At 73.2% G+C, this 25,127-nt stretch carries 18 protein-coding genes and 1 pseudogene; 13 read left to right on the top strand and 6 right to left on the bottom strand.

The window, feature by feature from the left end; translation table 11 throughout:
* Nucleotides 1–25: 25 nt before the first annotated feature.
* Nucleotides 26–2,365, top strand: a pseudogene (locus tag ACIRPH_RS04155) (ComEC/Rec2 family competence protein); the annotation flags it as partial.
* A gap of 103 nt (nt 2,366–2,468) precedes the next feature.
* On the opposite strand, the gene ACIRPH_RS04160 reads toward ACIRPH_RS04155, so the two are convergent.
* Both ACIRPH_RS04160 and ACIRPH_RS04165 read right to left on the bottom strand, forming a co-directional pair.
* The gene (locus tag ACIRPH_RS04160; protein WP_402908931.1) at nt 2,469–3,125 is read right to left on the bottom strand and encodes a pyridoxamine 5'-phosphate oxidase family protein; all 657 of its coding nucleotides are present in this window, start codon (nt 3,123–3,125) and stop codon (nt 2,469–2,471) included.
* A 67-nt stretch (nt 3,126–3,192) separates the two neighbouring features.
* Nucleotides 3,193–3,852 carry a globin domain-containing protein gene (locus ACIRPH_RS04165; protein ID WP_402908933.1) on the bottom strand — a complete coding sequence of 220 codons (660 nt, stop codon included), beginning with the start codon at nt 3,850–3,852 and terminating at the stop codon, nt 3,193–3,195.
* A gap of 727 nt (nt 3,853–4,579) precedes the next feature.
* Here ACIRPH_RS04165 and holA point away from each other — a divergent pair.
* On the top strand, nt 4,580–5,542 hold the full coding sequence (holA, locus tag ACIRPH_RS04170) for a DNA polymerase III subunit delta (protein ID WP_402908935.1): 963 nt from the start codon (nt 4,580–4,582) through the stop codon (nt 5,540–5,542).
* A gap of 34 nt (nt 5,543–5,576) precedes the next feature.
* On the opposite strand, the gene ACIRPH_RS04175 is transcribed toward holA, so the two are convergent.
* The gene (locus ACIRPH_RS04175; protein WP_402908937.1) at nt 5,577–6,785 is read right to left on the bottom strand and encodes an amidohydrolase family protein; all 1,209 of its coding nucleotides are present in this window, start codon (nt 6,783–6,785) and stop codon (nt 5,577–5,579) included.
* 468 nt (nt 6,786–7,253) lie between these two features.
* Nucleotides 7,254–8,789, bottom strand: a complete 1,536-nt coding sequence (gene hflX / locus ACIRPH_RS04180; protein WP_402908939.1) for a GTPase HflX — start codon at nt 8,787–8,789, stop codon at nt 7,254–7,256.
* Nucleotides 8,790–9,128: 339 nt separating this feature from the next.
* On the opposite strand from hflX, the gene aceB reads away from it, so the two are divergent.
* The 6 genes from aceB (at nt 9,129) to ACIRPH_RS04210 (ending at nt 17,150) form a co-directional block, all read left to right on the top strand.
* Complete coding sequence (gene aceB, locus ACIRPH_RS04185; RefSeq protein WP_402908941.1) at nt 9,129–10,733, top strand: malate synthase A; 1,605 nt, start codon at nt 9,129–9,131, stop codon at nt 10,731–10,733.
* A 144-nt stretch (nt 10,734–10,877) separates the two neighbouring features.
* Nucleotides 10,878–12,368, top strand: coding sequence for an FAD-linked oxidase C-terminal domain-containing protein (locus tag ACIRPH_RS04190; protein ID WP_402908943.1), 1,491 nt, complete (start codon nt 10,878–10,880; stop codon nt 12,366–12,368).
* A gap of 29 nt (nt 12,369–12,397) precedes the next feature.
* Entirely contained in the window at nt 12,398–13,819 is a 1,422-nt protein-coding gene (locus ACIRPH_RS04195) for an FAD-binding oxidoreductase (RefSeq protein WP_402908945.1), read from the top strand.
* A 39-nt stretch (nt 13,820–13,858) separates the two neighbouring features.
* Complete coding sequence (locus ACIRPH_RS04200; RefSeq protein ID WP_402908947.1) at nt 13,859–15,184, top strand: (Fe-S)-binding protein; 1,326 nt, start codon at nt 13,859–13,861, stop codon at nt 15,182–15,184.
* A 329-nt stretch (nt 15,185–15,513) separates the two neighbouring features.
* Nucleotides 15,514–16,092: an RNA polymerase sigma factor gene (locus ACIRPH_RS04205; RefSeq protein ID WP_402908949.1), complete on the top strand. Its 579-nt coding sequence runs from the start codon at nt 15,514–15,516 to the stop codon at nt 16,090–16,092.
* The gene (locus ACIRPH_RS04210) at nt 16,059–17,150 is read left to right on the top strand and encodes a CU044_5270 family protein (RefSeq protein WP_402908951.1); all 1,092 of its coding nucleotides are present in this window, start codon (nt 16,059–16,061) and stop codon (nt 17,148–17,150) included. Before ACIRPH_RS04205 ends, ACIRPH_RS04210 begins: the two co-directional genes overlap by 34 nt.
* Nucleotides 17,151–17,282: 132 nt before the next feature.
* Here the strand turns inward: ACIRPH_RS04210 and dapF are convergent, their stop codons facing one another.
* A complete protein-coding gene (dapF, locus tag ACIRPH_RS04215) occupies nt 17,283–18,110 on the bottom strand; it encodes a diaminopimelate epimerase (protein WP_402909531.1) in 828 nt (275 codons plus the stop codon).
* A 130-nt stretch (nt 18,111–18,240) separates the two neighbouring features.
* Between dapF and miaA the strand changes: the two genes are divergently transcribed.
* The 3 genes from miaA to ACIRPH_RS04230 all read left to right on the top strand — a co-directional run bounded on the left by miaA (nt 18,241) and on the right by ACIRPH_RS04230 (nt 21,536).
* On the top strand, nt 18,241–19,242 hold the full coding sequence (gene miaA, locus ACIRPH_RS04220) for a tRNA (adenosine(37)-N6)-dimethylallyltransferase MiaA (RefSeq protein WP_402908953.1): 1,002 nt from the start codon (nt 18,241–18,243) through the stop codon (nt 19,240–19,242).
* A 223-nt stretch (nt 19,243–19,465) separates the two neighbouring features.
* Nucleotides 19,466–20,248 carry a TetR/AcrR family transcriptional regulator gene (locus ACIRPH_RS04225; protein ID WP_402908955.1) on the top strand — a complete coding sequence of 261 codons (783 nt, stop codon included), beginning with the start codon at nt 19,466–19,468 and terminating at the stop codon, nt 20,246–20,248.
* A gap of 19 nt (nt 20,249–20,267) precedes the next feature.
* Nucleotides 20,268–21,536, top strand: a complete 1,269-nt coding sequence (locus tag ACIRPH_RS04230) for a cytochrome P450 (RefSeq protein ID WP_402908957.1) — start codon at nt 20,268–20,270, stop codon at nt 21,534–21,536.
* 121 nt (nt 21,537–21,657) lie between these two features.
* On the opposite strand, the gene miaB is transcribed toward ACIRPH_RS04230, so the two are convergent.
* Nucleotides 21,658–23,124, bottom strand: coding sequence for a tRNA (N6-isopentenyl adenosine(37)-C2)-methylthiotransferase MiaB (gene miaB, locus ACIRPH_RS04235; protein WP_402909534.1), 1,467 nt, complete (start codon nt 23,122–23,124; stop codon nt 21,658–21,660).
* 348 nt (nt 23,125–23,472) lie between these two features.
* On the opposite strand from miaB, the gene ACIRPH_RS04240 reads away from it, so the two are divergent.
* The gene (locus ACIRPH_RS04240) at nt 23,473–24,216 is read left to right on the top strand and encodes an amino acid ABC transporter ATP-binding protein (protein WP_402908959.1); all 744 of its coding nucleotides are present in this window, start codon (nt 23,473–23,475) and stop codon (nt 24,214–24,216) included.
* A 50-nt stretch (nt 24,217–24,266) separates the two neighbouring features.
* Nucleotides 24,267–25,118 (top strand): glutamate ABC transporter substrate-binding protein, encoded by an 852-nt coding sequence (locus tag ACIRPH_RS04245; protein WP_402908961.1) that lies wholly within the window; start codon nt 24,267–24,269, stop codon nt 25,116–25,118.
* The last annotated feature ends 9 nt before the right edge of the window (nt 25,119–25,127 follow it).

A 25,127-nucleotide genomic window follows, 5' to 3' on the forward strand; every position in this document is an offset into this window, starting at 1 on the left:
CCCCCGGACCGGGGGTGCCGGGAGCATGGTGACATGGCTGGGAAGCGACGCGTACGGTCTGGGGAGGCCCAGCGACCTCCGGCTGCTCGCACCCGCCGTGGCGGCGTGGGCCGCCGCCCTGGGCGCCCTCGCGGCTCCCGCGTGGGCGGCGTGGGTGTTCGGCGGCGTCGCCGGCTGCACGGCGCTGGCGCTGTTCGCCGTCTCGCGGCCACCGTCGGAGGCCGCCGTGCTCACCGTGGCGGCGGCACTGGTCTGCGCGGCCACCGTGGCGTCGGTGTCCGGGGTCCACGTGCACCGTGTGGCCGGGAGCGCCGCGGCGGAGGCGGCCCTGCACGGCCGGACGGTGGAGTTCGGGGCGGTGGTGGCCGACGACCCCGTGTCCCGGGCGGGCACGCACCGCCCGGGGAGGGCCGAGTGGGTGGTGCGCTCCCGCACCGCCTGGGTCCGGCTCGGGGGCGACCCCCGTGCCTCCCGGGCCCCGGTGGTGGTCCTCGCCTCCGGCCCGGAGTGGAGCGGCCTCCTGCCCGGCCAGTCCTTCCGTGCGAGGGGCGTCTTCCTGGAGGCGGAGGACGACCCCCTGACGGCGGCCCTGGTCCTGGTGCGCGGGCCGCCGGAGGGGGTCGCCTCCCCGGGGCGGGCCCAGGCCTTCGCCGGCCGGGTGCGGGAAGGCCTGCGCGAGGCCTCGGCGGACCTGCCTCAGCCGGAGCGCGGCCTGCTCCCGGCACTGATCGTCGGCGACTCCTCCCTGCTCCGGCCCGACACCGAGGAGGAGTTCCGGGCCACCGGCATGACGCACCTCCTCACCGTCTCCGGCGCCAACCTGGCGATCCTGACCGGTTTCGTCCTGGCGGTGGCCGGGCTGCTCCGTGCCCCGCCCTGGTGCGCGGTCGCCGGCGGTGCGGTGATGATCTGGCTCTTCGTGCTGGTGTGCCGCCCGGAGCCGAGCGTGGTGCGGGCCGCCTTCATGGGATCGCTCGGGTTGCTGGCGCTGGCGACCGGACGCGCGCACGCCGGGCTCGGCGCCCTGAGCGCCACCGTGGTCGGGGTCCTGTTCGTCTCCCCCGGGCTGGCGGCCTCCTACGGCTTCGCCCTCTCCGTCCTGGCCACCGCGGGCATCCTGCTGCTGGTGCCCGTCTGGACGCGGGCGTGGTCGGAGCACGTGCCGCCCCCGGTGGCGGAGGCGTTCGCCGTGGCCGTGGCCGCACACGTGGCCGTCGCTCCCGTGCTGGTGGTGCTCTCGGGGGAGCTGTCGTGGATCGCGATCCCGGCGAACGTGCTGGCCGCGCCGCTGGTCGCCGCGGTCACCGTGGCGGGTTCCGCGGTGGCGGCCCTGGCCGCGGTGTGGCCGGGCGCGGCCTCCGTGGCGGTGCACCTGCCCGCGTTGGGGGTGTCCTGGATAGCGGCGGTCGCCGGGGGCGGCGCCCGTGTGCCGTACGGGGCTCTGCCGTGGCGGGCCGACCTGGTGGGCGGGGTGTTCCTGGCGGCCGTCCTGGCGGCCGTCGTGCTGTCCCGCGGGCGTGTGCGGCGGGCGGTCGCGGCGGCGCTGGCGGCCGCACTGGTCCTCGCCCTGGCAGCGCGGTGCCTGCCGGGCGGATGGCCGCCCGCGGGGTGGGCGCTGGTCGCGTGCGACGTGGGGCAGGGCACCGCGCTGGTGCTGTCCGCGGCTCCCGGCTCCGCGGTGGTGGCCGACACGGGCGAGCACCCGGACCTCGTGGACGACTGTCTGCGGCGCCTCGGCGTGCGCGAGGTCCCGCTGCTGCTCCTCAGCCACGACCACGCCGACCACGTGGACGGGACCCCCGGCGTGCTGCGAAACCGCAGGGTGCACTCGGCCATGGCGCCGCCGGGGTTCGGGGACACCCCCGTCGGACGGCTGCTGAGGGGGTCCGGCGTCGAACTGGCGGAGGCGGAGCCGGGACGGGCCCTGCGGGTCGGGCCGTGGCTGTTCCGGGTGCTGTGGCCCGACCCGGCGTTCTCCGGTTCGCTCAACGACACATCGATGGTGGTGCGCGCGGACGGCACGGGGCCCTCCGTGCTGCTGACCGGCGACGTCGAGGAGGCGGCCCAGCGCCGGCTGCTGGCGGGGCCGGACGCGGACCTGCTGGCGGTGACCGTCCTGGCCACGCCGCACCACGGCGCGGGGACCCAGGAACCGGCGTTCCTGGAGGCGGCCGACCCGGTGGTGTCGGTGACCTCGGTGGGCGCGGACAACCCGTACGGGCACCCGGCGCCGTTCACGTGGGGCGTGCTGGAGCGGGTCGCGGAGGTCAACCTGCGCACGGACCGCGACGGCGACGTGGCGGTCCTGGGCGACGGCGTGTCCGGCTCGGGCATCGCCGTGATCCGGGGGCCCGGCCCCGGGCGACGGGTCCCGCCGTCCGGGCCCGGACGCGGGGCCGGGGCACGGACGGGCTCCGCCCGCCCGTCCCGCCGCGGCGGGGCCTCCCCGGCGCCCCGTGCCGGGCCGCTCAGGCGTGGCGGCCGGCGACCGGGGCCCGGGGCGTGCTCCACGGCGAGGGGGACTGCTTGGCGGCGAAGTAGTCGCCGCCCTTGCGCTGGGCGTCGTCCGTGCCCCAGACCTCGTCCCTGCCGACGGTGCGCAGGTGGGGGATGTGCTTGCGGCAGTGGATGTAGGCCTCCTCGATGTGGACCATGGTCCACAGCATCGCCTTCTGCCCCGGCACCTCCGGGTGGGGAAGCCCGCGGACGTGGCCCCGCAGCTTCTCGTCCTCCAGGAGACGGGCCCGGCCGTTGACGTGCAGGCCGATCCTCTCGCGCTGGAAGTCGAGGAACATCAGCCCGATGTGCGGGTTCTCCATGATGTTCCCGGCGCTGGCGAACACGCCGTTCCCCCGGTACTCGGGGTAGACCAGGGTCTGCTCGTCGACGACGTGGACGAACCCGGGCGGCCCTGCCCGGAAACTGGAGTCGCACTCGCCCTTGCTGTCCGAGGTGGCGATGAACAGCATCTCCTGATGGGCGATGAACTCGCGCATCCGGGGGTTGAGCCGGTCCAGCATCTGGTCCCGGTAGAAGCGGTCGGCCCGCTCGGTCGTGCCCGTGACCGTCTGGACGTAGCGCTCGCCCTCGGTACCCGGCGTTCGGCTCTGGTCGGTCTCACTCATCACAATGGACTTTCGAGGGGGACGGGGACGGGACAGGGGTGGGGGGCTCCTGGGCGGCCGGGCACGGTCAGCGGGTCGGCTGGGAGGCGCCGTACGGACCAGGTGTGTCGTAGGCGTGCCGGGCGCCGGACGGACGCGGTGCGTCGTACTGGTGCCGGGCGCCGGAGGGGCGCTGCTCCCCCGGGGAGGAGTGCGCGCCGGAGCCGTCCCGGCCCCCGTACGGACGGCCGTCGCCCCGGGGCGCGGCTTCCCCGGGGGAGCGCCGGGCGCCCTCCTCCCTGGAGATGGCGTCCTCCGCGCCCGCGAGCATGGTGGCGGTGATCCACTCGTAGACCAGCACCCACGCCGAGCTCATGGAGGACGACCAGGTCGGTGACACCTCGCTGACGGCACGGACGAGGGCCCGGCCCACGAAGGGGTAGTGCTCGGGCCTGACCCCGAGCTCCCGGTAGTGCCGGCCGCCCAGTTCCCGGAGGAACTGCGCCACGTGGTCCGGCGCGTCGAGATAGCGGACGACCTCCACCAGGGCGTCGGCCATACGTCTCTGCTGGGGCCGGATGTCGTCGGGGAACATGGCGCGGACCTCGGGCGCCATGACGAAGAGGTTCGCGTAGAAGCTCTCGGAGAGCCGCGTCGAGCCGGCGGGCAGGGACGCGCACGACTCCCGTACCGCCTCGATGACCGAGGCGTTGGGCAGAGGGACTTCGGTGATACGGCGGGGTTGCAAGGGCGGTTCCAGGTGTTCGGGTGGCGGGGGCGCGGCAGGGCGGTGGCCCACGAAGGGGTCCGCGCGGTCGGCGCGGCCCACGGACCTCCGGGATACCTCGCTGCGGCCCGACCACGGTTCCGGGCGAACGCGGACCGGTCGGTGCTCACTTGTTCGGGTTGCGCGCCCCCGGGCCCGGACGGATCCGGCGGTGCGGGGGCCTCTGTGCGCCAGGGGCGTCTCAGCCTCGGCGCCGGAACGGGGGTGGTGCTCCGGAGCGGTCGGCGCGCGTGCCGCCCCCGGTCCCGGAACGACGGTCCGTCGCCGGCTCCGGGAGCCTCCCGTGCGCGCGGCCCCCGGTCCGGGGCGAACCGACGCGACGGGCGTCCGACAGTATCGAGATTGCGGGATCCCTCAACGCTGCCTTGCCATTTCCGGTCTCAGGTCTCCCCTGGGAGCCGGGACAGTCCCGGAGACCATATGTCGAGGGGGGCGGAAAGGCGAATATTCGCACACCTCACCCTCTGTGCTGGTATGTGTCGTGCACTGTAACAGACGTGCCCAGAGGTCACACAGTTACCGAAGCGTACCTTCTGTCGCCATCCGACCACATATCCTCTCCGAACCGTCCCGAACCGGGCCCACCACACGTGGTGGCGCGAGGGGCCGGGAGGGACGGACCGGCGCCCCGCCGACCGGCCGCGGGAACCGGGCGGGAACCGTCCCCGGCTCGTGGCATCCTCGTTGTATGCCTGCACCCGCCCCGCTCACGATCATCGTCGGCGACGAGGAGCTCCTCGTCGACCGGGCCGTCGCCGCCGTCGTCGCGGCGGCCCGCGAGAACGACCCCGGCGTGGACGTCCACGACCTGACGCCCTCCCAGGTGACCGCGAACACGGTCGTGGAGGTCACCTCCCCCTCCCTGTTCGGCGACCGGCGGGTGGTGGTGCTGCGCTCGTCCCAGGACCTCGTCAAGGATCTGGCGGCGACTGTCACCGACTACCTGAAGGACCCGGCCGACGACGTCCACCTGGTGCTCACGCACGCGGGCGGCAACAAGGGCAAGGCACTGCTGCAGGCCGCGGTCAAGGCGGGCGCCGAGCGCGTGGACTGCAAGGGGCCGACGAAGGGCCCCGAGAGGGTGGCGTTCGTCAGGGGCGAGTTCACCGCCGCCGGTCGCCAGATCACCCCGGACGCCGCCCAGGCCCTGGTGGACGCGGTGGGCACCGACCTGAGGGAGATCGCCGCGGCGTGCACGCAGCTGGTGGCCGACACCGAGGGCCGGGTGGACGGCGCGGCGGTGGCCCGCTACCACTCCGGCAAGGCGGAGGCCTCCGGGTTCAGCGTCGCGGACCGCGCGGTCGAGGGCCGGCTGCCCGAGGCGTTGGAGCAGTTGCGCTGGTCGCTGGCGGTGGGCACCGCCCCGGTGCTGATCAACAGCGCCCTGGCAGGAGCGGTGCGCGGCATCGCCGTGGCCGCGCAGCCCCCGCGCGGGATGTCCGAGGCGGATCTCGCCAAGCGCGCCAAGGTGCCGCCGTGGAAACTGCGCACGCTGCGCCAGCAGGCCCGGGGATGGAGCGCCGCGGGCGTCACACGGGCGATGGCGGTGGTCGCCGAGACCGACGCGCTCATCAAGGGCGCCGGCCGCGACCCCGAGTACGCGCTGGAACGCGCCGTGATCGAGATCGCCCGTGCCAGAGGGGTCCGCTGACCGGGTTCGCCCCGAGCGGTCGCCGGAGCGGGCGTCAGCGGATGGTCTTGCCGCCCTGCCAGACGCGCAGGGTGTTCAGGCCCATCGACCAGGCGAACGCGCCCTCGTGGTCGGCGTCCCACTGGACCAGGTCCGCCAGGCTGCCCGGCGTCAGCATGCCCCGGTCGCGGAGCCCCAGGGAGTGGGCGCTTCCCACGGTGGCGGCGTGCAGCGCCTCGTGGACGGTCATCTCGAACATGGAGATGGCGAGGGAGATCACCAGCGGCATCGACGTGGTCCCGGCCAGGCCCGGGTTGTGGTCGGTGCCCAGGCCGATCGGCACACCGTGGTCGAGCAGGGACCGTACCGGCGGGGTGCGGCGCTCGTGCAGGGACGTGGTCGGACAGGCCACCACGGGGGTCCGCGTGGTGGCCAGTGCCAGGATGTCCCGGTCGTCGGTCTCGTGCAGGAGGTCCACCGACGAGCAGCCGAGCTCGGTGGCCATCCGCACGGCGCCGTGCCGGGGGCGGGAGCAGGCGTGCAGGGTGGTGCGCAGCCCCACCGACTGGCCGACGCCCAGCAGCAGGCGGGCGTCCTCGGTGGTGAACTGCTCGTTGTCGCAGTACACGTCCACCCCGTCAGCACCGGCCAGGGCGGCGTCGCTGAGCCACGAGGCGGCCGTGGCCACGTAGTCCTTGGGCCGTCCGAAGAACTCGGGCGGCACCCCGTGCGCGGGGAAGAAGGTCACGTGCAGGCGCGGCATCCCCGGTTCCTCCTCCAGGGAGCGCAGCAGGCGCACGTCGGCCAGTTCGCCGTCCCGCGTGAGGTGGTATCCGGTCTTGGCCTCGACGGTGGTGCTGCCCGTCAGCACCCAGTGCCGCAGGCGTTCGCGGACCGCGTTGCACAGGGTCCAGGGGTCGGTCCCGCGGGTGATGGTGACGGTGGTGGAGACGCCGCCGCCCGCCGCGAAGATGTCGCCCTTGGAGGCGCCCTTCGCCCACATGTTGACCTCGGCGTAGCGGTCCCCCGCGTAGACCGGGTGGCAGTGGGCGTCGACCAGGCCGGGCGTGATGAGTCCGCCGCCGATGTTGACGACGTCGTCGACGTCGGTGAGGTCGTCCACCACTCCGGGGATGCGCTGGGGCAGCTCGGCGGCGGGCCCGACCCAGGCCACGCGGTCCTCGTCCATGAGGAGCGCGGCCTTGGTGAGCATCTCGTTCCCGGTCCACAGCCGACCGATGTTGCTGAGGAGTACTACCGTCATGGGGTTTTCCGCCCTCGTCGGTCAGATCCGCCGGCGCGAGTGCGGTACACGGTCGCGGGATGCACGGGCGGACATAACGACCTCGTATCTGGAACGATCCGACAGGGTCGGCAGGAGGCGGCCGTGGGGCCGCCGCGGTGCCGTGACAGCGGGAAGGAGAGTCGGCTGTCGGGGGACAGCGGGCCGCTGGCGGCCAGTGCTCCAAAACCGTAGTCCATCCGCGGACTCCGTGTACACCTCTCCTGGCGGAGGAATGCGAGCGTCGCGGAGCAGAACTCGCGAGTGGGCGGCGGGACGAAGGGCACCGGCGCCCCTGCGCCGCCGGTCCGGTCCCGGACCGCGCGCCCCGGCCCCGCCCGGTCCCGCAGGCGTGCGACGGCCTCCGACACGCGAGAACCGGGGCGCCCCGGTCGGGGCGCCCCGGTCACAGCCGGTGGCGGGTGCGGCCCCCTGGGGGCCGCCCGGTGCTCAGGCCCTGCTGGGCGCGTACTCGTTGAGCTTCGCCGCGAGCAGCTCGGGGACGAAGGCGTGGATCGCCGTTCCGTCTCCGGTGTGCTCCTCGCTGATGATGCGTCCCTCCTGGTGCACCTTGGCGATGAGGTCGCCCCGCGAGTACGGGACGAGCGCGTTGACCTCGTGCGCGAGCTCGGGGAGCGCGTCGGCGAGCGCCGCGACCAGCTCGGGGACGCCCTCGCCGGTGCGGGCCGAGACCTCGACCATGTTCGGGTAGCGGGTCCGCAGCACCTTGAGCACGTCCGGGTCGGCGGCGTCCACCTTGTTGACCACGATGAGCTCGGGCACCTCCGCGGCCTCGATGTCGGCGAACACCTCGTGGACCGCGCGGATCTGGCTCTCGGGGTCGGGGTGCGACCCGTCGATCACGTGCAGGATCAGGTCGGAGTCGGCGACCTCCTCCAGGGTGGAGCGGAACGCCTCCACCAGCTGGTGCGGCAGGTGCCGGACGAACCCGACGGTGTCGCTGAGGGTGAAGCCGCGGCCGTCGGGCGTGCGCGCCTGGCGGACGGTCGGGTCCAGGGTGGCGAACAGGGCGTTCTCCACCAGGACGCCGGCCCCCGTCAACCGGTTGAGCAGGCTCGACTTGCCGGCGTTGGTGTACCCGGCGATGGCCACCGACGGCACCTCGCGGGTGCGCCGGACGTCGCGCTTGACGTCGCGCGCGGTCCGCATGTGGGCGAGCTGGCGGCGCAGCTTGGCCATCTTGTCGTTGATGCGCCGGCGGTCGGTCTCGATCTTGGTCTCACCGGGGCCGCGCAGGCCCACGCCTCCGCCCGCGCCTCCGCCGCCGGAGCCGCCCGCCTGCCGGGACAGGGAGTCGCCCCAGCCGCGCAGTCGCGGCAGCAGGTAGCTGAGCTGGGCGAGTTCGACCTGCGCCTTGCCCTCGCTGCTGCTGGCGTGCTGGGCGAAGATGTCCAGGATCAGGGCGGTGCGGTCCACCACCTTGACCTTGACGACGTCCTCCAGCTGCCGCAGCTGGCCGGGGGTGAGCTCACCGTCGCAGATGACGGTGTCGGCGCCGGTCGCCTCGACGATGTCGCGCAGTTCGGCCGCCTTGCCCTTGCCGACGTAGGTGGCCGGGTCCGGCTTGGAGCGGCGCTGGGTGAGCCCTTCGAGGACGAGTGCCCCGGCGGTCTCGGACAGGGCCGCGAGTTCGGTGAGCGAGTTGTCTGCGTCGGTCTGGGTGCCGCTGGTCCACACGCCGATGAGGACGACGCGTTCCAGCCGCAGTGACCGGTACTCGACCTCGGTGATGTCGGTGAGTTCGGTGGAAAGCCCCTGCACGCGACGGAGCGCGTGGCGTTCGGCGAGTTCCATCTCTCCCTGGTCGGGAGCGTTCCTCGGCTCGTTCCAGCGGTCTCCGCCGTCGGCCTCGGCCCCACGGGTCGCGTCGTCCCCGTCCCCGACGGTGATCGCCTCGCGGAAGACGTCCTCGCCTGCGGCCTCGTGGCCGGACTCGGAGATTCCGCGGGTGTCAGCTGTATTCATATCCCTCCAGGTGGGTCAACGCGGTCGCCGTCGTGATTCTTCCCGTGGGCGGGCCGCGGCGGGCGCCCTGTCGATGGTGGCAGGTCGCCGCCTCCAGGGCATCTGAATTATCGCAGGCCGTGCGACACGCGACATTGCGCCGTGCGGTGTCGCCCGGTGACCCTCCGTCGATACTGGCCAAAGAAGCCCCGTTCTTCCGGGCGGAAGTTTTCCGGACCTTCACACGCCGGGAAACTTCACGATCATGTGCGCGGACCGCGGCGTTGACCGCGCGGAGGCACTGACGGTAGCGTCGTTTTCCACATACCAAAAGCTATTTTCGTATTGCGGAAGGTTTCCATGGGCGCCACGCACGGGGTCGAGATCACCGGCCCCCTCCACGACCGGTTCGACGAGATCCTCACGGATGAGGCCCTGGCCCTCGTCGCCGAACTCCACCGCACCTTCGAGGGGCGCCGCCAGGAGCTCCTCGCCGCCCGCAGGACCCGCGAGGAGCAGATCGCCGCGGGCGCCGACCTCGACTTCCTCCCCGAGACCAAGCACATCCGCGAGGACGACAGCTGGCAGGTCGCCCCGCCCGCGCCCGGCATCACCGACCGCCGGGTCGAGATCACCGGCCCCACCGACCGCAAGATGACCGTCAACGCGCTCAACTCCGGCGCGAAGGTCTGGCTCGCCGACTTCGAGGACGCGAACACCCCGCTGTGGGAGAACATGATCGGCGGGCAGCTCAACCTGCGCGACGCCCTCGACCGGCAGATCGACTTCACCTCCCCGCAGGGCAAGACCTACGCCCTGAAGGAGGACGGCGAGCTCGCCACCGTGGTCGTGCGGCCGCGCGGCTGGCACCTGGACGAGAAGCACATCCTCGTCGACGGCCGCCGGACGAGCGGCGGCATCGTCGACTTCGCGCTCTACCTCTTCCACAGCGCCCGGCGGCAGATCGCCAAGGGCAAGGGGCCGTACTTCTACCTGCCCAAGATGCAGAGCCACCTCGAGGCCCGCCTCTGGAACGACATCTTCGTCCTGGCCCAGGAGCGCCTGGGGATCCCGCGCGGCACCATCCGCGCCACCTGCCTCATCGAGACCATCCCGGCCGCCTTCGAGATGGAGGAGATCCTCTACGAGCTGCGGGAGCACTCCGCGGGGCTCAACGCGGGGCGCTGGGACTACCTGTTCAGCATCATCAAGACGCACCGCACCCGGGGCCGCCGGTTCCTGCTGCCCGAGCGCAACGCCGTGACGATGACCGCCCCGTTCATGCGCGCCTACACCGAACTGCTGGTCAAGACCTGCCACAAGCGCGGCGCCCACGCCATCGGCGGCATGGCCGCGTTCATCCCATCCCGCCGCGACGCCGAGGTGAACGAGGTCGCCTTCGCCAAGGTCCGCGACGACAAGTCCCGCGAATCCGGCGACGGTTTCGACGGTTCGTGGGTGGCCCACCCCGACCTGGTCCCGGTCGCCATGGAGGTCTTCGACGGCGTCCTCGGCGAGCGCCCCCACCAGATCGACAAGCAGCGTCCCGAGGTCGAGGCGACCGCCGCGGACCTGCTCTCCGTCGACCGGACCCCGGGCGGCGTCACCCTCGCCGGCCTGAGCGGCAACATCAACGTCGCCCTCCAGTACCTGGCGGCCTGGATGGGCGGCAACGGCGCGGTCGCCATCCACAACCTCATGGAGGACGCCGCCACCGCCGAGATCTCCCGGTCCCAGATCTGGCAGTGGCTGCACAACGACGTCACCCTCGACGGCGGTGAGAAGGTCACCGCCGAGCTCGTCAGGCAGCTCATCGACGAGGAGCTGGCGGCCATCCGGGAATCCCTGGGCGAGGCGTACGACGAGAGCCTGTACCGGCAGGCCAAGGAGCTGTTCTCCGAGGTGGCCCTCGCCGACGAGTACGTGGACTTCCTGACGCTGCCGGCCTACGAGCGCATGCCGTAGCCCGGGCTTGATTCCATAAAACGGAAGAGAGTTTCCATCGCACCCCTTGCTACGGCAGGGGGTGCGGTCGTACGTTCCCCTTGCGAGGTCGCAGCCGGAGGAAGGCTCCCGGGCCCACTTCTCCGGACCAGCCCGGGAGGCGCCATGACCGAGACCGCACCCGTCACACGGACCCCGGCGGCCCTGGCCGCCCTCGTCCCCGTGCTGCGCGACATCTGCGGTGGGGACGGGGTCCTGACCGACGCCTCCCGGAGACGCACCTACGAGAGCGACGGGCTCACCCACCACACGTCCGTCCCCGGCGTCGTCGTGCTCCCCACCACCGCCGAGCAGGTCGCCGCCGTCGTCCGGCTCTGTTCCGACCGCGGCGTCCCCTTCGTGCCGCGGGGCGCGGGCACGGGCCTCTCCGCGGGGGCGCTCCCCCACCCCGAGGGCGTCCTGGTCGTCACCTCGCGCATGCGCCGCATCATCGAGATCGACGTCGAGAACGAGTGCGCCGTCGTCGAGCCGGGGGTGGCCAACCTCGACGTCACCCGCGCCGCGGCCCCCCACGGGTACTACTACGCGCCCGACCCCTCCAGCCAGCAGGTGTGCTCGGTGGGCGGCAACGTCGCCGAGAACTCCGGCGGCGCCCACTGCCTCAAGTACGGGTTCACCGTCAACCACGTGCGCGGCCTCGACATCGTCACCCCCTCCGGCGAACTCGTTAGCCTCGGCGGCCGGAGCCCCGACGCCCCCGGCTACGACCTCATCGGCGCGTTCGTCGGCTCCGAGGGCACGCTCGGCATCGCCACCCGCATCACCGTCAACCTGACCCGTGCCCCGCAGAAGACCGTGACCCTGCTGTCCGCGTTCACGTCGATGGACGCGGGCGGGCGGGCGGTCAGCTCGGTGATCGCCGCCGGGGTGCTGCCCTCCGCCATGGAGATGATGGACGCGCTCGCCATCGAGGCCGCCGAGAAGGCCGTCGCCTGCGACTACCCGGAGGGCGCGGCGGCCGTGCTGGTCGTGGAGCTGGACGGCCCCGCGGCGGAGGTGGACGCCCAGCTCGCCGAGGTCACCCGGCTGTGCGGCGAGGCGGGCTCCTTCGAGACCCGCACCGCCGACGGCGCCGAGGAGCGCGCCCGCATCTGGAAGGGGCGCAAGTCGGCGTTCGCCGCGGTGGGGAGGATCAGCCCCGCCTACATCGTCCAGGACGGCGTCGTCCCCCGCACCGCCCTGCCCGAGGTGCTGCGCCGCATCACCGAGCTGTCGGAGTCCAGCGGTATCCGCGTCGCCAACGTCTTCCACGCCGGTGACGGCAACCTCCACCCCCTGGTGCTGTTCGACGACGACGAGCCCGGCGCGGCGGACAGGGCCGAGGAGGTCTCCGGGGCCATCCTCGACCTGTGCATCGAACACGGCGGCTCCATCACCGGGGAACACGGCGTCGGCGTGGACAAGGCGTGCAAGATGCCGCGCATGTACGGTCCCGACGACCTGGCGACGTTCGACCTGTTCCGCCGGTCCTTCGACCCGGACGGCATCGCCAACCCGGACAAGCTGCTCCCCACGCCGCGGCTGTGCGGCGAACGGCCGGGCGTGCGCAGGGGCGTGCACCCGCTCGTGGAGTCCGGGCGGGCCGAACAGTTCTGAGCGACGGCTCCGACGACGAGGGAGGACGCGTGACACCCGCGGAGAAGCTGGAGGCCGAGGGCTGCGCCCTGCGGAGGGGGACCGCCGACGACGCCGTGGGCGCCCTCGTCCCCGGGTACGTGGCGCGGCCCGCCGACACCGACGCCCTCGCCCGGATCATGGCCGTGTCCGGGAGGCAGGGGCTCACCGTCGTCGCGCGCGGCCACGGCACCGCCATGGACTGGGGCGGGGTCCCGCGCTCCGCCGACCTGGTCGTCGACACCGGCGGCCTGTCGTGGATCGACCACATCGCGGGCGACCTCGTCGTCGAGGCCGGGGCCGGGACCCCCGTCTGCGAACTCTTCGCCGTGCTGGAGGCCGCCGGACAGCGCCTGTCCGTCGACCCCGTGCGCGAGGGCGGAACCGTCGGCGGCATGGTCGCCACAGGAGTGTCCGGCCCGCGCCGCCTGCTCACCGGGGCCCTGCGCGACCTGGTCATCGGCATGACCGTCGTGCGGGCCGACGGGGTGGTGGCCCGCAGCGGCGGCCGGGTGGTCAAGAACGTGGCCGGGTACGACCTGGCGAAACTGCACACGGGCGGTCTCGGCACCCTCGGCGTGATCGCTTCGGTGGCCTTCCGCCTGCATCCGCTGCCGCCCGCCCTGCGGGTGGTGACCGTCCCCCTGGCCTCCCGAGCTCACGCGGAGCGGATCACGGCGGCCCTGCGCGCGACCACGGTCGTGCCTGCGGCGGTGGAGCTCCACTGGCCCGCCCGTCTCCCTCCACCACCCTCAACCGACGCCTCCGGCGCAACCCCGCCCGCCCGTCTCCCTCCACCACCCTCAACCGACGCCTCCGGCGCAACCCCACCCACCCGTCTCCCCCCACCACCCCCGACCGACGACGACCGCACGGCCCCGGCCCCGCCGCCTCCGGCCGCCCCCCACCACGGCCCCTGCCTGCGCGTCGTACTGGAGGGGACGCCGGAGGGGCTGGAGGCCAGGACCGCCACCGTGCTCTCGGTCCTGCGCGGGGCCGCGCCGCGGGAGGGCGCCGTGCCGCCCGATCCCCGGGTGGAGCGGGAACTGCCGGCGGGGTGGGGGCTGCTCCCCTCCGAGGGCACGGTCGTCCGGGTGTCCGTGCCGCCCGCCGAGTCGGCGGAGGCCGCCGAGGCGCTGTGCGCCCTGGCCGGCCCCGCGCACGGGGCGGTGGTCACCGGTTCGGCGCCGCGCGGCGCCCTCTTCGTCTCGTTCGACCCGGGCGCGCCCGCGGGGGCCGTGGCGGACACGGTGGCGGGGGCCCGCTCCCGTCCCGGCTGGTCGGCCACCCTGCTGCGGGCGGAACCGCACGTCCACGCAGCCGGGGTGGACCCGTGGGGCGAGATCCCCGGCCTGCCGCTGATGCGGGCCGTCAGGGACTCCTTCGACCCCGGCCGCCGCCTGGCACCGGGACGCTTCGCCGACGGCGCCTGAACCCGGCGCCCGAACCTTCCAGAACCTGAGGGAGTGCACGTGACCGACCAGCCGCCGGAGGCTCCACGCGAACGGGACCAGGTGTTCGGCGACCTGTTGAACGACTGCGTCCACTGCGGGTTCTGCCTCCCCACCTGTCCCACGAACGTGCTGTGGGGGCAGGAGATGGACTCGCCGCGCGGCCGCATCCACCTGATGTCCCAGATGCACGCCGAGGACGTCCTCACGGAGACGGCGGTCGGCCACTTCGACAACTGCCTGGGGTGCCTGGCCTGCGTCTCCTCGTGCCCGTCGGGGGTGGCCTACGACGCCCTCATCGAGCACACGCGGAACAGGGTGGAGAGGGAGCACGAGCGGCCCCGGGGGGAGCGGGTGCTGCGGGGGGCGATCTTCTCCCTGTTCCCGTACCGGCGCAGGCTGCGCCTCATGCGCGGACCGCTGCGGGCCTACGGGGCCACCGGTGCGTCCGCCCTCGTCCGGCGCTCGGGCCTGCTGGAGCGGATCTCCCCGGCCCTGGCGGCCATGGAGCGCATCGCGCCGCCGCTGTCCTCGCCCCCTCCCCCGCTCCCGCCCGTGGTCCCCGCGGTGGGGAGGGCGCGGGCCAGGGTGGGGATGCTCGTGGGGTGCGTCCAGGGCGCCTTCTTCCCCGAGGTCAACACCGCGACCGCGCGCGTGCTGGCGATGGAGGGCTGCGACGTGGTCGTCCCCCGCTCCCAGGGGTGCTGCGGCGCCCTGTCCGGGCACTCCGGGCGGTCGGAGGAGTCCGCTGCCTTCGCCCGGCGCCTCGTGGAGGTGTTCGAGCGGGCGCGCGTCGACCGGGTCGTGGTCAACTCCGCCGGATGCGGCTCCAGCATGAAGCACTTCGACCGCACCCTGGCCGAGGCGGGCGCGGACGACGCGTGGGTGCGCCGTGCGCGCGACATGTCGGCGAGGGTCGTGGACCTCACCGAGTTCCTGGTGGACCTGGGCCCGCGGGCCGAGCGCCATCCCCTCCCGCTGCACGCGGCGTACCACGACGCGTGCCACCTCTCCCACGGCCAGGGGATCACACAGGCCCCCCGCGCCCTCCTCGCGGGGATTCCGGGGCTGCGCGTGTCCGACCTGCCCGACAAGGAGGTCTGCTGCGGTTCGGCGGGCGTCTACAACCTGCTCAAGCCCGACGCCGCACGGGAACTCGGCGACCGCAAGGGCCGGGACGTGGCCTCCACCGGCGCCGACGCGCTGGTGTCGGGCAACCCCGGGTGCGCACTCCAGATCGCGTCGGCGATGGAGCGCGCGGGGAGGCGGGTCGCGGTGACCCACACCGCGCGCGTCCTCGACGCGTCGCTGCGCGGGCTCACCGTCGACCAGCTGCTGGGGCGCTGACCCGGGGCGGGCCCCGTCCACAGGACCGGGACGGGGCTGTCCCCGACCGGTGAACAGGTGCTTTCCTTGAACCAGGGGGGTCCCTCCCCCGGCCGCTCCGGCGTGCCCGCGCCCCGCCACGCCCGGGGCCGCGCCTGCCGCCTCCGCGTCTGCCGCCTCCGCACCGGCCCCTCCGATCCCGCCGGTTCCCGGCCCCACCGTCCTCCGCCCCCGTCTCACCCCGACACCCTTACGTGTCCCACATCACACCCATCCGCACGATTTCTCCCTCTCCCCCTCGAACAACGACCGCCCGGGCGACACAAGAGGGTGACAGAGAGGAGTTGCCGATGGTGACGAGCCACGACGGCGACCCGCCCGGACACGCGGAGTTCAACGCGGTGTTCGAGAGGCACTACGACGCGGTGTACGACTACGCGCGCCGCAGGGTCGGCCCCGACCTGGCCGACGACGTCGCCTCCGAGGCGTTCGTCGTCGCCTGGCGGCGGCGCGACAGGGTACCCGCGGACAGGGAGCTCCCCTGGCTGTACGCCTGCGCCCGCCGCATCACCCTCGCCACGTTGCGGGAGATCCGCGGACGCGGCGAGGTCCCCACTCCCCCGGAACAGCTCTGGCGGGACTCACAGGACGACACGGAGCAGGTCATCCGGCGCCAGTCGGCGCTCACCGCGCTGGCCGGGCTCTCCGACACCGACCGCGAGCTCGTGATGCTCGTGACCTGGGAGGGGCTGAGCAGCCGCGAGGCGGCCCGGGTGGTGGGCTGCGCCCCCGTGACCGCGCGGGGCCGCCTCCACCGCGCCCGCCGACGGCTCCAGGCCCTCATGGACGACACCGTCCGACCCGCTTCCGACACCCCTGACAGAGAGGACGCGTCGTGGACGACGTCACCGCGCTTCGCGCGCTCCTGAACGACAGCGACCCCCGTGCCGGGGCGACCACCTCCTTCCCCGACCGCCAGCGCGCACGTACGAAGGCCCTCGCCATGCTCGACGCAGCACCCGCCCGACGCCCCCTGTGGCGCCGGATCCCCGTCCTCGCCGGAGCCGCGACCCTGGTCGCCGCCACCACCGCCGCCGCGCTCGTGATCGGCACCGCCGGCGACGGCCCCGGGGGCATCCCCGCCGCGTACGCGGCGCCGCCGGACCCGATCGAGGTCACCGGGGGCGCGCCCGAGCCCGGCGCGGAGCGGCTCCTCGCCCTCGCGGAGTCGGCCGGGGCCGGCGAGGACGCCCCCGGCGACGGCGACGTCGCCCATGTCTCCTCGACCGGGCAGGAGCTGCTGACCGTCACCAGCTTCGCCGGTGAGGAGCCCAGCGACGACGACCTGCGCAGCGCCGGATTCATCCCCTACGACTGGCAGTACTGGCAGGGGCCGGGGGGTGACACGCGCGAGATCCGCGTCGCCGGAGAGGCCGAGGACACCCGGGGCGACGTCGAGGACCACCAAGAGTTCCTCGACGACCGGTCGGACGACTTCGAGAGCACCCTGCACGAGAGCCTCGTGCTCCCGCGGGACCTGCCCACCGACGCGGACGCCCTGGCGCGGGCCCTCCTCGGGTGGGGGCAGGACGACGTCCCGGCCGACAGTCCCGAAGCGGACGGAGCCCTCGTCAACGCCCTGAACCACCTCTACGAGAACCGTCCGCTGGACGCCGACGAGAGGGCCGCCTCCCTGCGCGTGCTCTCCGGCCTCTCCGGCGTCGAGTACGCCGGCCGGACCCAGGACCCCCTCGCCCGCGACGGCGAGCTCTTCCAGGTGCGGATCGAGGAGGGGTCGCAGACCAACGAGTACCGGTACGTCTTCGACCCCGAGAGCGGTGTGCTCCTCCACCGGGACGTCACCCTGATCGAGGAGGAGCCCGGCGAGTCCGCCCTCGCACGGCACGGCCTCGAACTCCCGGTGACCGTCTCGTACCGGACCTTCCTGTGGTCCGGCTGGGTTCCGGGCATCGGGGACCGCCCCTGACCCGGGACGGGCTGCGGGCCCCGCACCCGTGAGGGGCCGCCCGTGAACCAGGCTGTGCCCGGTCCGGCGCGCGGACCGGGCACAGCCTGCCACGGGTGCGGGGCCCGCAGCCCCGCCCCCGTGGTGCGGTCCTCAGGAGAGGAGGGAGGTCTCGCCCTCCGCCACGATGACGGCCGGGCCGCTCATCCTCGCGCCGTCGGAGTCCAGGAACACGGTGCACTCCCCGCCGAGGACCCTCACACGCCAGGTGGCGCCCTCGCCGGCAGGGGTGGCGGCGGCCGCCGCGGCGACGATCCCGGTGCCGCAGGAGCGGGTCTCGCCCGAGCCGCGCTCGAAGACGCGCATGTCGAGGACACCGGGTTCGACCTCGGTGTACACCTCCACGTTGGCGCCCGCGGGGAAGGCCTCGCGGTCCAGCAGCGGCGGCTCGGTCAGGTCCACGTCCGCGACGGGGCCGGGCACCTCACAGGCCAGGTGGGGGTTGCCCACCGAGATCTGCGCGCCGTGCACCACCTGCCGGGCGAGCTTCGCCGAGGACGTGCCCTGCCTCTCGACCCGGCCCATGTCGACGGTGACGTCGCCCCCGGGCCCGATCCGGACCTCCTTGGCGCCGTCCCTGGTGCCCACCTCGAAGACGTCGCCGCCGACCAGGCCGGCGTGCACCAGGTAGCGGGCGAACACCCGCACGCCGTTGCCGCACATCTCCGCGACGGTCCCGTCGGAGTTGCGGTAGTCCATGAACCACTCGGCGCGCTCCGCGGTGCGCGCGGACGGCGCGAGCGCCTCGCCCAGGGCGCGTGTGCGCACCACCCGCAGGATGCCGTCGCCGCCGATGCCCGCGCGGCGGTCGCACAGCAGGCGGACGGCCTCCTCCGTGAGGTCGAGCTCCCCGTCGGGGTCGGGGAGGATCACGAAGTCGTTCTCTGTTCCGTGGCCCTTGGCGAATCGCATGCCGACCATCCTAGGCGTGGTCACCGCGTGTCCCCGACCGCCCTCCGGGGCCCCGTGGCCCCGGCGGCGGCGGGAGCTCCGGCGCCCGGTACCGGCCGGGGCAGGCCGGGGCAGGCCGCGCACTGACTACGCTGGAGGAATGATCAAGGTGATCGCGGTTGTCGGCCCGACCGCTGTGGGCAAGTCCGATCTCGCCGTCGAGGTGGCCCTGCGACTCGAAGAGCGCACGGGGCGCCGGGGCGAGGTCATCAACGCCGACTCCATGCAGCTCTACCGCGGCATGGACATCGGCACCGCCAAGCTCGGCGAGGCCGACAGACGCGAGGTCCCCCACCACCTGCTGGACGTCTGGGAGGTCAGCGAGCCCGCGGACGTGGCCAGTTACCAGGACATGGCCCGTGAGCGCGTGGAGGACTGCGCCGACCGGGACGTCATCCCCGTCCTCGTGGGCGGGTCCGGGCTCTACGTCCGCGCCGTCCTGGACCACCTGGAGTTCCCCGGCACGGACCCCGGCGTGCGGGCCCGCCTGGAGGCGGAGCTCGGCGACGTCGGCCCGGGGGTGCTCCACGCCCGGCTGGCGGAGGCCGATCCGGCGGCGGCGCGCACCATCCTGCCCGGGAACGGGCGGCGGATCGTGCGGGCCCTGGAGGTCATCGAGCTGACCGGGCAGCCGTTCACCGCGAACCTGCCGGACCACACGTCCTTCTACCCGTGCACGCAGATCGGCCTGGCCTCCCCCCGCCCCTCGCTGGACGAGCGCATCGACGCCCGGGTGGAGCGCATGTGGGATCAGGGCCTGCTGGACGAGGTCCGCGCCCTGGACGGGCTGGGGCTGCGCGAGGGCCGTACCGCGTCCCGCGCCCTCGGGTACGCCCAGGCCCTGGCCCAGCTCGACGGCGAGATGTCCGAGGAGGAGGCGAAGGCGGCCACCGCCCAGGCGACCCGGCGCTTCGCCCGCCGCCAGGAGTCGTGGTTCCGCCGCGACCCCCGGGTCCGCTGGCTGCCCTACGACGCCCCCGACCTGGTCGAGCGCGCGCTGGCCCAGGTGGAGGCGGCCCTGTCCGGTTCTCCGGAGGAGCCCGGCGAGGCCCTGGTGGACGTGGCGACGCTGGTCCCGCACGGGCAGCGCTCACCCGGGTAGCGCCTCCCGCTCCCCCTGCCGTTCCGAGGACCGGGCCCCGCGGGGCCCGGTCCTCTGTGTCGTGCGCCCCTTGCCCCGGGGGACGCCTTCGCCTATGTTGACTGCGTGACCAGTTTTCAAAACTGGTCACGGAGTCAGGGAGAAGGGGTGGGGGATATGGTCGTCGCGTCAATACGCGTGGTCAAGCCGCATCCCGTCCGTCCCCGACTCGCAGGAGCACATCGTGAGCCCGTCGACCGACACGCCCCCGGGCGCCTCCACCACCCCCTCCCCGGCCGCGGACCCTGCCGTGGCCGAAAGGGAACTGAGGGCCGACCGCATCCTGGACGCCGCGGAGGAGCTGCTGGTGGCCTGGGGGCGCCGCAAGATCACCGTCGAGGACGTCGCCAGGAGGGCGAAGGTCGGCAAGGGCACCGTCTACCTCCACTTCGCCACCAAGGAGGCGCTGCTGCTCGCGGTGGTCATGCGGGCGCAGCTCGGCCTGATGGGGCAGGTCCTGGAGGTCATGGGCAGGTCGCCGGAGAACGTGCGGCCCAGCGAGGTCGCCCGCTCCCTGTACCTGCACCACCTCGACTCACCGCTGATGCGGGCCGTCCTCACCGGGGGCACCGAGTCCCTGGGGGACCTCTCCCGGGACGCGGCCGCCCTCGTCGGGGGGACGGTCCGCGAGCGCCAGAGGGCCATGAGGGCCTACTGGGACGTGCTGCGCGACCTCGGGCTCCTGAGCCCGGACCTCCCCGTGGACGACCAGCTGTACGCCTACAACGCGCTCGTCCTCGGCCACCTGGTCACCCCGCCCGTACTGGAGGAGCAGGGGATGCACGTGCCCGACCACGGCACGCGCGCCGACCTCATGGCACAGAGCGTCCGGCTGCTCCTGGAGCAGGACGCACCACCGGAGAACACGCGCAAGGCCCAGGCCAGGGTCCTGGAGATCTTCTCCGCCCTGGACCGGAGCATGCGCGCCGAGATCGCACGGCTGAAGCAGACACCAGGCACCACCTGACACCTCCCGAGGAGGGCCCATGACAGCCAACCCCCCGTCCGCCCGAGACGACCTCATCGACCTGCGCGCACCCGGGTTCGCCACCGACCCCTTCCCGGTGATCGAGCGGGTCCGAGCGGCGGGCGGGTCGGCGCCGGCCCTGTTCGTCGACACGCTGGAGGCCACGCTCTTCGTGGACGACGAGGACGTGCGCACCATCCTGGGCGACCGGCGGTTCGTCCTCGACCCCGCCAACGTCGCCGGAGAGGTCACCGCCAGGCGCTCCGACGCCCTCGCCGGGCTGGGCATCAGCCCCGACCTGGTCACCTATCTGACCGAGTCCCTCCTCGACAAGGACGCCGAGGACCACACCCGGCTGCGCAAGCTCGTCTCGCGCACGTTCACCGTGCGGCGCGTCAACGCGATGCGCCCCGCCGTCCAGCGGATCGCCGACGAGCTGATCGCGCGGCTCCCGGAGCTCGCCGACGGCGACGGGGTCGTGGACCTCATGCCGCACTTCGCCTACCCGCTGCCCATCGCGGTCATCTGCGACCTGGTCGGGGTCCCCGTCGAGGAGCGCTCCGCCTGGCGGTCCTGGAGCGAGCGGCTGTCCGCCTTCGACCCGACCCGGCCCGAACTCATGAACAGCGCCCTCGGGGAGATGGTCGAGCACATCAGGGGGATGCTGGCCGCCCGGCGCGCCGAGCCGACCGACGACCTGCTCGGCGCCCTGGTCCGGGCACGCGACGAGGACGGCGGACGCCTCAGCGAGAACGAGCTGATCACCCTGGTGTTCACGCTGGTCATCGCCGGCCACGAGACGACCGCGCACCTGCTCGGCAACGGCGTCCGCGCCCTGCTCGGGCACCCGGACCAGTGGGGGATACTCCGCGGGGACCCGGGGCTGCTGCCCGCGGCCGTGCACGAGATGCTCCGCTACGGCGGCACCGCGGTGATCGCCAAGGCGAGGTACGCCGTCGAGGACGTCGAACTGCGCTCCGGCCGCGTGGCCGCCGGGACGCGGGCGATCGCGGTCATCGGCGGTGCCAACCGCGACCCGCGGGTCCACCCGGAACCCCAGCGGTTCGACATCACACGCCACCACGGCAGGCCGGGGGAGGCGCACGTCGGCTTCGGGCACGGCGTCCACTACTGCCTGGGCGCCGCCCTGGCCCGCCAGGAGGGGGAGGTCGGCGTCGGCGCGCTGGTCTCCGCCCATCCGGACCTGTCCCTGGTCCCCGGGCGCGATCCCCGCCCGGGGGCCGTCCCCGGCGCCCTGCGCCTGGACAGCCTCCCGGTCCGGCTCTGAGGCCGGTCCGTCGTCCCCGGGGCCCGGCCCCGGAACGGCGCCGCCCCCCTGCGCCGCGGCGCAGGGGGGCGTGCGTGCTCGTCACGGGCTCACACGTCCGGAGCCCTCCCGGTCGCAGGCCTCAGGCGTCGCAGCACCCGCCGACGGCGGCGGGCTGCTGGGCCGGGGCGCCGATCCCGGGCATGCCCAGCAGGACGTCCGGCTTGGCGTCCGCGGCCGGGCGGCCGTTGCGGGCCGCCCAGGCGTCGCCCGAACGGGTACGGCGCAGTCCGCGGATCCCCGAGTCGGACACCAGGTGGTGCGGTGCGGCGTAGGTGACCTCGACGGTCACCACGTCGCCGGGGCGCGGCTCCTCGCCCTCGCCCACCGCGAAGTGGACCAGGCGGTTGTCCGGGGCGCGGCCGGACAGGCGGCGGTGCTCGCCGTCCTTCTTGCCCTCGCCCTCCGACACCAGCAGGTCGACCTCCCGGCCGACGAGCTTCTTGTTCTCCTCCCAGGAGATCCCGTCCTGGAGCTCCACCAGCCGCTGGTAGCGGTCCTTGACCACGTCCGGCGGCACCTGTCCGTCCATGGTGGCCGCCGGGGTTCCCGGGCGCTTGGAGTACTGGAAGGTGTACGCCATGGAGAAGCGGGCCTCGCGGACCACGTGGAGGGTCTCCTGGAAGTCCTCCTCCGTCTCCCCGGGGAAGCCCACGATGATGTCCGTGGTGATCGCGGCGTGCGGCATGGCGGCGCGCACCTTCTCCACGATGCCGAGGAAGCGCTCCTGGCGGTAGGAGCGGCGCATGTCCTTGAGGACCTTGCTGGACCCGGACTGCAGCGGCATGTGGAGCTGCGGCATGACGTTGGGCGTCTCGGCCATGGCCTCGATGACGTCGTCGGTGAAGTCCCTCGGGTGCGGGGAGGTGAAGCGCACGCGCTCCAGCCCCTCGATCCCGCCGCAGGCGCGCAGCAGCTTGGAGAAGGCCTGCCGGTCGCCGAAGCCGCTGCCGTAGGCGTTGACGTTCTGGCCGAGCAGGGTGATCTCGCTGACGCCCTCGGCGACCAGGGCGCGCACCTCGGCGAGCACGTCGCCGGGGCGGCGGTCCTGCTCCTTGCCCCGCAGCGCGGGCACGATGCAGAAGGTGCAGGTGTTGTTGCAGCCGACGGAGATCGACACCCACGCCGCGTACGCGGACTCCCGGCGGCTGGGCAGCGTGGACGGGAAGTGCTCCAGGGACTCGGCGATCTCCACCTGCGCCTCGCGCTGGACGCGGGCGCGCTCCAGCAGCGTGGGCAGGGAGCCGATGTTGTGGGTGCCGAAGACGACGTCGACCCAGGGCGCGCGGCGCACGATCTCGCCGCGGTCCTTCTGGGCGAGGCAGCCGCCGACGGCGATCTGCATCCCCGGGTTGGCATCCTTGACCGGGCGCAGGTGCCCGAGGTTGCCGTAGAGGCGGTTGTCGGCGTTCTCCCTGACCGCACAGGTGTTGAACACGACGATGTCTGCGGTGGTGTCCTCGGCTGCGCGCGCGTACCCAGCGTCCTCCAGCAGACCGGAGAGGCGCTCGGAGTCGTGGACGTTCATCTGGCAGCCGTAGGTCCGCACTTGGTAGGTACGACTCTGGCTCACGGGACCAGGCTATCCGGTGCGGCGCACCGCCCGGGGACGGCCGAGGGCCCCCGGCCGCCCCGCCCGGGCGCGCGCCGCGGCCCGTCCTCCGGGGCGTACCGGCGCGTCGCGTTATCGACCCGGTTCTGCGGCGTTTTCCGGGCGACCGATAGTCGACGCCCCGAATCGGAAACGCCACCGGACAAACACCCAGAGTGGCGATATCAAACCGAACAACGTTCACTGGTAACGTTTCCAGTCGTGAGTCTGTAACAAGTGCGCCACCGCGAATTCGGGCGGCGTTTTCAGGGTGACAGTGCTCGTCGAACCCACTAAGTTCCCCACATGACATCAACTCCTCTCGTCGTGCTGGAGAACGTCAACAAGCACTTCGGCGACCTGCACGTGCTCCAAGACATCAATCTGACGGTTAACTCCGGCGAGGTGGTAGTCGTCATCGGACCGTCCGGGTCCGGAAAGTCGACTCTGTGCCGAGCGATCAACCGCTTGGAGACCATCGACTCCGGGGTTATCACCCTGGACGGCCAGCCCCTGCCGGCGGAGGGACGCGGTCTCGCCAAACTCCGCAGCGACGTCGGCATGGTGTTCCAGTCCTTCAACCTGTTCGCGCACAAGACCGTGCTGCAGAACGTGACCCTGGGGCCCACCAAGGTCCTTCGCCAGTCCAAGGCCGATGCCGAGAAGCGCGGCATGGAGCTCCTGGACCGGGTCCGGATCGGCAACCAGGCGAACAAGTACCCGGCCCAGCTCTCCGGCGGGCAGCAGCAGCGTGTGGCCATCGCCCGGGCCCTGGCGATGAACCCCAAGGTGCTCCTCTTCGACGAGCCCACCTCCGCGCTCGACCCGGAGATGGTCCAGGAGGTCCTGGACGTCATGACCGACCTGGCGACCGAAGGCATGACCATGGTCGTCGTCACCCATGAGATGGGCTTCGCCCGTCGCGCCGCCAACCGCGTCGTGTTCATGGCCGACGGCCAGATCGTCGAGGAGAACACTCCGGACGAGTTCTTCACGAACCCCCGCTCCGAGCGGGCCCAGGACTTCCTCTCCAAGATCCTGACCCACTAGATCTCCCCTTTCCTTCCCCTTCTCCCGAACTCAAGGAAGAGGTATCCGACATGCGAGTCGGACGCATCAGCAGCATCCTGGGCGGCACCGCGGCTCTGGCCTTCGCTCTCACCGCCTGTGGCACCGCCGACGTCGGCGGTGGCGGCGAGGGCGGCGGCGACGGCGGCGAGGGCGGCGGCGACACCATCACCATCGGCGTCAAGTACGACCAGCCGGGTCTGGGCCTCCTCGAGGGGGACACCCCCGTGGGCTTCGACGTCGACGTCGCCACCTACATCGCCGGTGAGCTCGGCTACTCCCCGGAGCAGATCAACTGGGAGGAGGCGGCCTCCGCGAACCGCGAGTCCTTCCTCCAGCAGGGCACCGTCGACATGGTGATCGCCACCTACTCGATCACCGACGAGCGCCGCCAGGTCGTCGACTTCGCGGGCCCGTACTACGTCGCCCAGCAGGACATCCTGGTGGCCGCCGACAACACCGACATCGAGGGGCCGGAGGACCTGTCCGGCCAGGTGCTGTGCTCCGCCTCCGGTTCGCGGTCGGCCAACAACATCGTCGACGACATGGGCATCGACGCCGAGCTGCGCGAGGCCGGCAACTACTCCGAGTGCCTGGAGCTCCTCGGCAACGGCACCGTCGACGCGGTGACCACGGACAACACCATCCTCGCGGGCTTCGCCGCGCAGAACCCGGACACCTACCGGATGGTCAACAACCCATTCGGCGAGGAGAAGTACGGCGTGGGCCTGCCCGCCGGCTCCACCGAGCGCTGCGAGGAGGTCAACGCCGCCATCACCAAGATGTGGGAGGAGGGCGCCGCGACCGACGCCCTCGAGACCGCCTTCGGCGCCACCGACTTCGCCTTCGAGGAGGAGGTCCCCGCGCTCGAGGACTGCGCCTAAGTCCACCCC

It is taken from the genome of Nocardiopsis sp. NPDC101807 (assembly GCF_044766605.1).
Classification (GTDB): domain Bacteria; phylum Actinomycetota; class Actinomycetes; order Streptosporangiales; family Streptosporangiaceae; genus Nocardiopsis; species Nocardiopsis tropica.

Coding starts and splice junctions, on each gene's coding strand:
- dapF (WP_402909531.1), bottom strand. CDS start 18,110: ATGGTCGGCATGCGATTCGCCAAGGGCCACGGAACAGAGAACGACTTC.
- aceB (WP_402908941.1), top strand. CDS start 9,129: ATGGGCGCCACGCACGGGGTCGAGATCACCGGCCCCCTCCACGACCGG.
- ACIRPH_RS04230 (WP_402908957.1), top strand. CDS start 20,268: ATGACAGCCAACCCCCCGTCCGCCCGAGACGACCTCATCGACCTGCGC.
- ACIRPH_RS04190 (WP_402908943.1), top strand. CDS start 10,878: ATGACCGAGACCGCACCCGTCACACGGACCCCGGCGGCCCTGGCCGCC.
- ACIRPH_RS04175 (WP_402908937.1), bottom strand. CDS start 6,785: ATGACGGTAGTACTCCTCAGCAACATCGGTCGGCTGTGGACCGGGAAC.
- ACIRPH_RS04205 (WP_402908949.1), top strand. CDS start 15,514: ATGGTGACGAGCCACGACGGCGACCCGCCCGGACACGCGGAGTTCAAC.
- ACIRPH_RS04245 (WP_402908961.1), top strand. CDS start 24,267: ATGCGAGTCGGACGCATCAGCAGCATCCTGGGCGGCACCGCGGCTCTG.
- ACIRPH_RS04160 (WP_402908931.1), bottom strand. CDS start 3,125: ATGAGTGAGACCGACCAGAGCCGAACGCCGGGTACCGAGGGCGAGCGC.
- ACIRPH_RS04240 (WP_402908959.1), top strand. CDS start 23,473: ATGACATCAACTCCTCTCGTCGTGCTGGAGAACGTCAACAAGCACTTC.
- miaA (WP_402908953.1), top strand. CDS start 18,241: ATGATCAAGGTGATCGCGGTTGTCGGCCCGACCGCTGTGGGCAAGTCC.
- hflX (WP_402908939.1), bottom strand. CDS start 8,789: ATGAATACAGCTGACACCCGCGGAATCTCCGAGTCCGGCCACGAGGCC.
- holA (WP_402908935.1), top strand. CDS start 4,580: ATGCCTGCACCCGCCCCGCTCACGATCATCGTCGGCGACGAGGAGCTC.